Source organism: Micromonospora sp. ABR4_055, from assembly GCF_056160425.1.
In genome coordinates this window covers 1-8,777 of record NZ_JBSWXD010000215.1, presented here as the reverse complement: position 1 = coordinate 8,777, position 8,777 = coordinate 1, and the positions used below count along the sequence as shown (strand labels likewise).

Genomic DNA, 8,777 nt, shown 5'->3' with positions numbered 1-8,777 from the left:
GGCCGAGCCGCCGCCGACTGCAGCAGCACGCTGACGGCGAGGCCGGCCCGCGGCGGCGAGGTCCAGTCTCGGCCGAGCCGCCCGCGCCCGGCGTGCTGCTGCTCCGCCGTGATCACCAGGCCTTCGGCGGCACCGGCTCGCGCGGCGGCGAGCACGTCCGCGTTGGTGGAGCCGGTCTGCGCCCGGACCTGCACGTCGGTCCACAGGCCGTCGGGGACGACCAGCGCGCGACGCAGACCACGCTCGTCCAACGGCGGACGGTCCAGATCGGTGTACGGTGAGCCGGCCATCCGCCCACCCTACGGCGGCACCTGGCAGCGCACCGCGTCTGCCACAGAACCAGGCATGCTCCGGGAAGGAGCATCGCGCCGCTGATACAAGGAGTCCAGCCGCCGCCTGGGGTCGTGGCGGAGACCAACGGGATCTCCCTAATTTGTGACGGTCGATTCTTGCGTCACCGATCATTGATGGTTACCGTTTCAGCACGGGGCGTGACTCTAGAACGTTCTAGGTCTCGATGGTCACCAGAGTCACTTGGCACCTGCTCGGCTGTCATGCCCCTTCGTCGACCGGATGGATCGGATGGAGAGGCGCAATGAGGAGACTGCTCGCCATGCTGGCGGTCGCCGCCACAGCCGGGGCCGCTCTGCTGGTTCCGGCAACTGCGCAGGCCGATGCCGGATCGGCGCTGGCCCTGTGCACCTCTGGCCGGTTCTGCAACTGGACCGGCACAAACTTCTCCGGCACGCTGTTCCAGGGCATCCCGCTGCCGGGTACGTCCGTCTGGTGCATCAACATGCCGGTCGGAACGCGCTCGATGAGCAACGGCACCAGCCTGACCCTGAGCGCCAACCAGAACCGCTGCGAGAACTCCGGCGGGTCGGCATCGGTGGTCGGCCCGGGGCAGGACAGGGCATCCTTCTCCTTCGTGGTCAACTCGGTGTCGTACTGCAGCGTCTGCCGCCAGCCGCGGGGAAGCATGCCGGGCGAGTAGACCGTCCAGACCGAGGATCATGGTCGCCTGCCGGCGTGGATCGCCGGCCGGCGATCCACAGCAGACAAGCGGCAGAGGATGGTCGTCCCGTGCTCGACAGGTCCCCGTCGCGGGTACGACAGCGGGCCACTGCTTGCGATCCGATGGACGCAGCTTGAAGGCACCCGTACCCTATGGGGCATGGAGAGCCGCCCGCTTGACCTACTGCTGTCGATGGCAGGAGTGGCTGGGTGAGCGCCTCGGCGATCGCCGGAACCAGCTCGGCTCCACGCGGTGGGCGCCTCCGTCGGTGGCTTTCGCTTCCCGACCGTCGTCCCGTCACGGTAGCGGCAGCGGTCGTGGTCACGGCGGTGCTCGGGGCGTTCGGCGCGGCGACCGGCTCCATGCTCGGGGCAACCACCCTGACCAATCTTCCGAGCGACACCGCGATGGTCGACCTGACCAGACGTGCCAGCGGCGTCGAGGCTCCTTCGGTCGTGCTGCGGCAGACCTCGGCACAAACAGCGGACCGGGTATTCACTGCGGTGACCTTGGACGGCAGGTGGGACGCGTCGCAGGCCCGGCAGCGCTACGCCGCCGCCGGCTGGTCGGTCTCAGAGATCGAGGTCGTACACGACCAGGCGGGCGTGGCGGACCCCGCTGCCTGGACCAGCGACTACATCCCCTCCCGTTACGACCGGTTCACCGCCGAGCATCACGGACTGGTCGTCGCGATCGCCGGCATGTCCGTCGGCGGCAAGACCACGGTCGGGGTGGACGCCTGGGCCGCAGGCTCACCAGTGCTGCGCATCCTGCTGGTCGCAGGCGTGGCGCTCGGGCTGTCCACCGGATGGCTGCTCGCGGCGGCGGTAGCACGGCGGATCCACTCGACACACCCCGCGCACCGGATCACCGTGGCTGCGCTGTCCGCCACCACCGTCCTCGTCCTCGCGGCACCCGTCGTCGCCCTGTATGTCAGCCTCGCGCACGCGATACGTCCGCACGCTCATACCGGCGGCCCGCTCCCCAGTGTGCACCACGCGCTGTCGCCCGTCCCGTACTGGCCAGCGGCACCGCCGTGGCTGCTTCCCGCCCTCAGCGCCGTCGGCGGGCTGCTCGTCATCGTCACCGTCGTGTTCGCCGCCCGGCCGCCGCCGGCCCGACTCGCCGCAGTCGGCATGCCGACTGGCGGCGTCCGCATCGCCGACGACTTCGAGGTGGCGGCGAACATGGTCAAGGACTCGATCGCCGAAGCCCGGACCGATCGCCGCGCCGCCCAGCGGTTGTTGTTCCTGTCCGCCTATCCAGACTGGACACCTGACGCGCTTGACCGGATGCGCGGTCGTCTCATCGACTCGGGCGTGCCCGCCGCCTTCCTCACCACCACCCAGCCATCCGGGCCACCGCAACCCTGACCCAGGCCCTCTCACCGAGACGCGGGTCCCGGAATCGTGGCTGCTCCGCCGCCTCCCTCCGCAGCGGAGCAGTCTTTCAGGTTGGGCCGGTGTCGCTCCGTCGCGCTACCAGTGGTCGCGCCGCTGCGGCACCGGTGCCACGCCGCGGAACGGATGCCCGGTGACGGTCGTACCGACCACCGGCACTGCTACCGGCGGGTCCATCGCGGGGACGGCCGAGTCCGACGCGGGAACGGCCCGGTCCGACGCTCGTACGGGTTGTGCGTACGCGTCCGTAGGCCGGTCGAACCAGTCAAAATCCTCGTCAGCAGCAGCCGGCGGCGCAGCAGCCGGCGGCGCGGCAGCCGGCGGCACAGCAGCAACCGACGGCACAACGACGGGCGGCACAGCGGCCACCGACGGCTCCGGCAGCACGACGGCGGGCCGACCACCCCGACGTTGGCGCGGCACGGTCACGCCGACCGTGTGGCGTCCACCGGGCGTCGCCCGGCGACGGAACAGCCCGGTACGGGTGGCCCGACGTCGCCCCCGCCCTCGACGGCGCCGATGCGGCGCGGCGTCCAGACTTCCGGCCCTGCGGCTGCCGACGGTGGCCGCCCGCGCCGGCCAGAGCGTCCGCCGCATCACCAGCAGCACCGTCAGACCGGACGCGATCAGCGCGACTCCCAACACTGTCACGTGGTGGTAACGAATCGGGCAACAGGCAGGAAACGTCGTCCCGGGGTCGATCGACCCAGGCTGGGGCCGGCCCGACGGCGGCGTACTGAGGGAAACCGCACACCGTCGGCCCCTGACCGGCGGTCGCGACGTCGATAGCATCCGCGGTGTGGGCGTGACGAGTGAGCAGTCCGGGACCGGAACCGACCTCCACAGCACCGCCGGCAAGCTGGCGGACCTGGAACGCCGGGTCGACGAGGCGGTGCATGCCGGCTCGGCCCGCGCGGTCGAGAAACAGCATGCCCGGGGCAAGAAGACCGCCCGGGAACGGATCGCGATGCTGCTCGACGAGGGTTCCTTCGTCGAGTTGGACGAGCTGGCCCGGCACCGGTCGACCAACTTCGGGTTGGAGCGCACCCGCCCGTACGGCGACGGGGTGGTCACCGGCTACGGCACCGTCGACGGCCGGCAGGTGTGCGTCTTCGCGCAGGACTTCACCGTCTTCGGCGGCTCGCTCGGCGAGGTCTTCGGCGAAAAGATCGTCAAGGTGATGGACCTCGCGATGAAGATCGGCTGCCCGGTCATCGGGATCAACGACTCCGGCGGCGCGCGCATCCAGGAGGGCGTGGTCAGCCTCGGCCTCTACGGCGACATCTTCTTCCGCAACGTCCGCGCCTCGGGCGTCATCCCGCAGATCTCCCTGGTGATGGGGCCCTGCGCGGGGGGCGCGGTGTACTCCCCGGCGGTCACCGACTTCACCGTGATGGTCGACCAGACATCGCACATGTTCATCACCGGCCCGGACGTGATCAAGACGGTCACCGGCGAGGACGTCGGCATGGAGGAGCTCGGTGGCGCCCGCACCCACAACGCCACCAGCGGAAACGCCCACTATCTGGCCACCGATGAGGAGGATGCCGTCGACTACGTCAAGGCGCTGCTGGCGTACCTGCCGAGCAACAACCTCGACGAACCGCCGACGCTGTCGGCCGACGTGGCGCCGGCCGACACCGAGACAGACCGTGAGCTGGACACCATCATCCCCGACTCGGCCAACCACCCGTACGACATGCACCGGGTGATCGAACACGTCCTGGACGACGGCGAGTTCCTGGAGGTCCAGCCGCTGTACGCGCAGAACATCGTGATCGGCTTCGGCCGCATCGAGGGCCGGCCGGTCGGGGTGGTCGCCAACCAGCCGATGCACTTCGCCGGCTGCCTGGACATCAAGGCCTCGGAGAAGGCCGCCCGGTTCGTGCGCACCTGCGACGCGTTCAACATCCCGGTGCTGACCTTCGTCGACGTGCCCGGCTTCCTGCCCGGCACCGACCAGGAGTGGGACGGGATCATCCGGCGCGGCGCGAAGCTGATCTACGCGTACGCCGAGGCGACCGTCCCGAAGGTCACCGTCATCACCCGCAAGGCGTACGGCGGCGCGTACGACGTGATGGGGTCGAAGCATCTCGGCGCGGACCTGAACTTCGCCTGGCCGACCGCGCAGATCGCGGTGATGGGCGCGCAGGGCGCGGTGAACATCCTCTACCGCGCTGAGCTGGCCGCCGCCGACGACCCGGCGGCGGTGCGGGCGCAGCGGATCGCCGAGTACGAGGAGCGGCTGGCCAACCCGTACGTGGCCGCCGAGCGCGGCTACGTCGACTCGGTCATCGCACCGTCGCAGACCCGGTTGCAGGTGGCGCGCGGGCTGCGGATGCTGCGTGGCAAGCGGGAGACCCTGCCGCCGAAGAAGCACGGCAACATCCCGCTCTGACCGGTTCGGGTCGCAGCGGTACGGGTCACCCGCCCGGTGGCGTCGGCAGGTCCAGGTCGGCCAGCCACGGGCTGGCCAGCAGCAGCGCTCCGATGAACAGCGCCGCGAGGTTGACCAGTCCGAAGAATCCCACCCAGACCAGGCCGGGCACCCGGGTCAGCCAGGCGAGCTGGTCGGCGTCCGACTCCGGCGAGCGGCCCTGGGCACGCAGCCGCTGCAGCTCACCGACCGGCCGCATCCCGCCGATCAGCAGGAACCACACCCCGGTGTACGCGAACGCGGCCTGCACCTCCGGGCCGGCGAACCACGAGACGGCGAAGACCACACCGCCGGTGGCCAGGATGGACACGATCCCGAAGAGGTTGCGGATCATCACCAGCATGGCGAGCAGCAGCGCCACGGCGATCCAGAGCAGCAGGGTGATCCGGTTGCCGCCGAGCAGCAGGGCACCGGCCAGCCCGACCAACGACGGCGCGACGTAGCCCGCCAGCAGGGTGAGGATCATGCCCAGCCCGGTCGGTCGGCCGGCCGACAGGGTCAGCCCGGAGGTGTCCGAGTGCAACCGGATCCCCTTGAGCTTGCGGCCGGTGAGCAGGGCGATCAGCGCGTGCCCGCCTTCGTGGGCGATGGTGATCGCGTTGCGGCCGATCCGCCAGGGCAGCCGGGTGAGCACCGCGGCCAGCGCGACGGCGGCGGTGATGAGCACGAGCAGTGGCGGCGGGTCGGTCTGGGCCGTGAAGAGGCGGTCCCACATTTCCGTCAGCCCGGTGATCGACACAGCCAGCGAGCCTACTCACCGCTCGCCACGCCCACCAGACCACCGTCCGCCGGCAGGCACGACCGTAGGTTCGCCACCGGCCCGCTCACTGACGGTCATGCGGTACGCGGCCACAGCGGCGAGCGTCACGGCTGTGCCGCCGGACAGCACCAGCAGTACGGGTACCAGACCGACGCTGGCGACCAGCAGGGCCGCATCGGCCAGGGCCACCAGCATCCACAGTGCAACGCTCGGCTTGGCGATCCGTCGACGGTTGACCATGTCGCACCCCTCCTTCCGTCGCGCTCCGGTTGTACCCGGAAGATCGGAAGTTCATGCGGGTAGTTCGAGGCTCAGCTTGCGGCGGGCTGGAACCTGCTCGCCATCAGCTCGAAGTAGACCAGGTCCTGCTGCCAGCGTTCGGCCGTGGTGGACCAGTAGATGGAGTACGCCTTGTCCGGCGCGGTGACGAACCCCCGGTTGCGCACCTGCAGTCGGTTGCCCTGGTTGCTGGTGTAGCGGAACTCCCAGTCGGCGGCGTCGAGGAAGTAGTCAACGGCCTCGATCCGTACCCGCTCGTAGTTGTTGTAGGTGCCCCGCCGCGCCTGCTCCTGGTTCTGCCAGTCGGCGACCGGATCCGGCTTCGGGTTGTCGGTCTGGTCGATGATGATCAGCCGGCCGAGCTGACCGTTCTCCCGAAACTCCACCCGGGTTCGTTCGCGGCTGACCGACCAGCCTTCCGGCACCGGCACCGAGAACCCGGTCTGGTCCTCGTGCAACCGCCAGCCGTCGGGCAACGGCGACTGCGGGTCCGGCGGCTGGGGCGACTCATCGCTCTGCGGCGGCACCGCCGGCACCTCGGGCGACGTCTCGGCCGCCGGCGAGCTCGGCTCGACACTCGGTTCGGCACTCGGCGCCCCGGAGGTGGGGGCCGGGGCCGACGGCGTGGCCGAGGCGGCTGGACCGGTGCCGAGCTGGCCGTCGGGCTCGTCCTCGTCGCCGGCGGCCAGCAGCGCGCCGGTCACCAGCAACGCCAGTACGACGACAGCTGCCACACCGCTGATCAGCCAGGTACGCGGCAGCTCGGTCATGGACCGGACGGCCTGCGCGGCGCGGTCGAACAGCAGGGCCGGCGCGGACCAGTTTCGCCGGTCCGACGCGCTGGCGGCAGCAGCCGCCGACCCGGGTTGTTCCTCGACCGGCGGCCGCTCGGCGGGCTCGACGACCGTCGGCTGCTCCGTCGCCGTCGGCTGCTCAGCCGCCTTGGCAGCCACTGGCTGCTCAGCCGCCTTGGCAGCCACTGGCTGCTCTGTCGCCTTCGCCGCCGTCGGCTGCTCAGCCGCCTTGGCAGGCTCGGCGGCCGGGGACCGCTCGGCCGTCTTGCCGTCCGGCGCAGTCTCCTTGCGGCCCGGCACCACCTGGGTACGCTCCGCCTGGGGCAGCACGGTGGTCTCCGACGGTGGCTCACCGGCTTTGGTCGGCAACACACTCGTCTCGGCTGCGGCTGCGGCTGCGGTCGCCGCGCCGGCAGGTTGGTCGGTCGACGGCACCACCCTGGTCGGGTCCGCCGAGTTGGTCGGGCGGGTGACCGGCGGGCCGTACTTGGCCGGGCCGGGGACGACCGGCAACGCGGACGGCAACGGGGCCACCGGCGGCGACACCGGCTCCGACGGGACCGGGGTGCGTGGCGCCCCGCCGCGCGGACCCGGCACGATCCCCGACCGGGACTCGCCGGGGCGGACCTCCCGGCTGCCGTACGGGCTGGGTCGGCGTACCCCGTCGAGCAGTGAGCGACCGCGCCGCGGACCGCGACCTGCGGCGCGGGTCAGTAGCCGCTCCGCCTCGTCGGCCTTCATCCGGGTGTACGGGTCCTTGCGCAGCAGCCCGGCCAGCACCGGCTTGAGTGGGCCGGCCCGGCGGGCGGGCGGCGGCGGCTCGGTGGCCAGCGCGGACAGCGTCGCGATGGCGGTCTGCCGGGCGTACGGCGACTGCCCCTCGACGGCCGCGTACAGCGTCGCGCCGAGCGACCACAGGTCGCCTTCCGGGCCGGCGCTGCCGGTCCGGGCCCGCTCCGGGGCGATGTACGCCGGTGAGCCCAGCACCAGCCCGGTACGGGTGACGTTGGGGTCGCCCGGCACGGTGGCCAGGCCGAAATCGGTGAGCACCACCCGGCCGTCGTGGCCGAGCAGTACGTTGCCGGGCTTGACGTCCCGGTGCATCACCCCGGACAGGTGGGCGGACCGGAGCGCGCCGAGCACGCCGAGGCCGATCTCCGCGGCCCGGGTCGCCGGGACCGGGCCGTTCTGGGCGAGCACGTCCTGCAGCGACCGGGACGGCACGTACTCCATCACGATCCACGGGTCGCCGTCGGTGCGCAGCACGTCGAAGACGCGTACCACGTTGATGTGGTTGAGTCGGGCGATCGCCCGCGCCTCGCGCAGCGAGCGCTCCCGCATCTCGCGGCGTTCCTGGTCGGTGAGGCCCGGTGGCGGCACCAGCTCCTTGATCGCCACGTCCCGGTGCAGCACCTCGTCGCGGGCCTTCCAGACCCGGCCCATGCCGCCCTGACCGAGCGGCTCGACCAGCCGGTAACGGTCTGCAACTAGTTGCGGGGGCACAGCGGACATCCGAATGACCGTACCCGGAAGGTTTGGGTGCCACACGATCGGCACGCGGCCGGTGTGAGCCGCGCGTCATATGGTACCGGGGTGGCAACCTGACGCCGACGGTAGCGCGCCAGTAATGATCACCACTCGCCGCCGGTCGCCGGCCGGCCTGGTCGGCACGTACGCTCGGCCGATGAGTGACGCTGAGCCGGCCTGGCGGATCGTCCGGGGCACCCCGACCCCCGAGGAACTGGCGGCGCTGGTGGGCGTGATCGTCGCCCGTACCCGTCCGGTTTCCGACAGTGGCACCGATCGGCCGGCGCCGTCGCGGTGGGCCCGCACCGCTCGACCCAAGCCGAATTTCCCCGGCCGGCTCGGTCCGGACGCCTGGCGGGCCGCCGCCCTGCCCCACTGATCATCGGTACCGGGTACTACGGCCGTTGACATCCTCGCCGCCCTAAACGGCGGCGATTCCAGCCACGCCGCGCGTGACACGCGCAGCGTTCTGGTGGGTTACCGTTTCACCGCGCGGTGCCGGGACGGGTCCCGGTCCTACCCGCGCTCCACGGTCGTTGACGTCCGCCTGCCCGGCGGCCTTGAT

General features: G+C 71.4%; 8 protein-coding genes and 1 pseudogene. 4 read left to right on the top strand and 5 right to left on the bottom strand.

What is annotated here, in order from left to right:
* Positions 1-290, bottom strand: a pseudogene (locus ACXAHD_RS29820) (biotin--[acetyl-CoA-carboxylase] ligase); the annotation flags it as partial.
* Between the two features lie 323 nt (positions 291-613).
* Here ACXAHD_RS29820 and ACXAHD_RS29815 point away from each other — a divergent pair.
* Positions 614-994: a hypothetical protein gene (locus tag ACXAHD_RS29815; protein ID WP_281553326.1), complete on the top strand. Its 381-nt coding sequence runs from the start codon at positions 614-616 to the stop codon at positions 992-994.
* Between the two features lie 338 nt (positions 995-1,332).
* The gene (locus ACXAHD_RS29810) at positions 1,333-2,388 is read left to right on the top strand and encodes a hypothetical protein (RefSeq protein ID WP_281553325.1); all 1,056 of its coding nucleotides are present in this window, start codon (positions 1,333-1,335) and stop codon (positions 2,386-2,388) included.
* Between the two features lie 105 nt (positions 2,389-2,493).
* On the opposite strand, the gene ACXAHD_RS29805 is transcribed toward ACXAHD_RS29810, so the two are convergent.
* Complete coding sequence (locus ACXAHD_RS29805; RefSeq protein WP_281553324.1) at positions 2,494-3,066, bottom strand: hypothetical protein; 573 nt, start codon at positions 3,064-3,066, stop codon at positions 2,494-2,496.
* A 154-nt stretch (positions 3,067-3,220) separates the two neighbouring features.
* Here ACXAHD_RS29805 and ACXAHD_RS29800 point away from each other — a divergent pair, with 154 nt between their 5' ends.
* Positions 3,221-4,813 (top strand): acyl-CoA carboxylase subunit beta, encoded by a 1,593-nt coding sequence (locus ACXAHD_RS29800; protein ID WP_281555437.1) that lies wholly within the window; start codon positions 3,221-3,223, stop codon positions 4,811-4,813.
* A gap of 25 nt (positions 4,814-4,838) precedes the next feature.
* Here ACXAHD_RS29800 and ACXAHD_RS29795 read toward each other — a convergent pair whose 3' ends face one another.
* The 3 genes from ACXAHD_RS29795 to ACXAHD_RS29785 all read right to left on the bottom strand — a co-directional run bounded on the left by ACXAHD_RS29795 (position 4,839) and on the right by ACXAHD_RS29785 (position 8,197).
* Entirely contained in the window at positions 4,839-5,567 is a 729-nt protein-coding gene (locus ACXAHD_RS29795; RefSeq protein WP_281555436.1) for a M50 family metallopeptidase, read from the bottom strand.
* 39 nt (positions 5,568-5,606) lie between these two features.
* Positions 5,607-5,852, bottom strand: coding sequence for a hypothetical protein (locus ACXAHD_RS29790; RefSeq protein ID WP_281553323.1), 246 nt, complete (start codon positions 5,850-5,852; stop codon positions 5,607-5,609).
* Positions 5,853-5,923: 71 nt separating this feature from the next.
* Complete coding sequence (locus ACXAHD_RS29785; protein ID WP_281553322.1) at positions 5,924-8,197, bottom strand: serine/threonine-protein kinase; 2,274 nt, start codon at positions 8,195-8,197, stop codon at positions 5,924-5,926.
* A 172-nt stretch (positions 8,198-8,369) separates the two neighbouring features.
* Between ACXAHD_RS29785 and ACXAHD_RS29780 the strand changes: the two genes are divergently transcribed.
* Positions 8,370-8,591: an acyl-CoA carboxylase subunit epsilon gene (locus ACXAHD_RS29780; protein WP_475054805.1), complete on the top strand. Its 222-nt coding sequence runs from the start codon at positions 8,370-8,372 to the stop codon at positions 8,589-8,591.
* Positions 8,592-8,777: the final 186 nt, after the last annotated feature.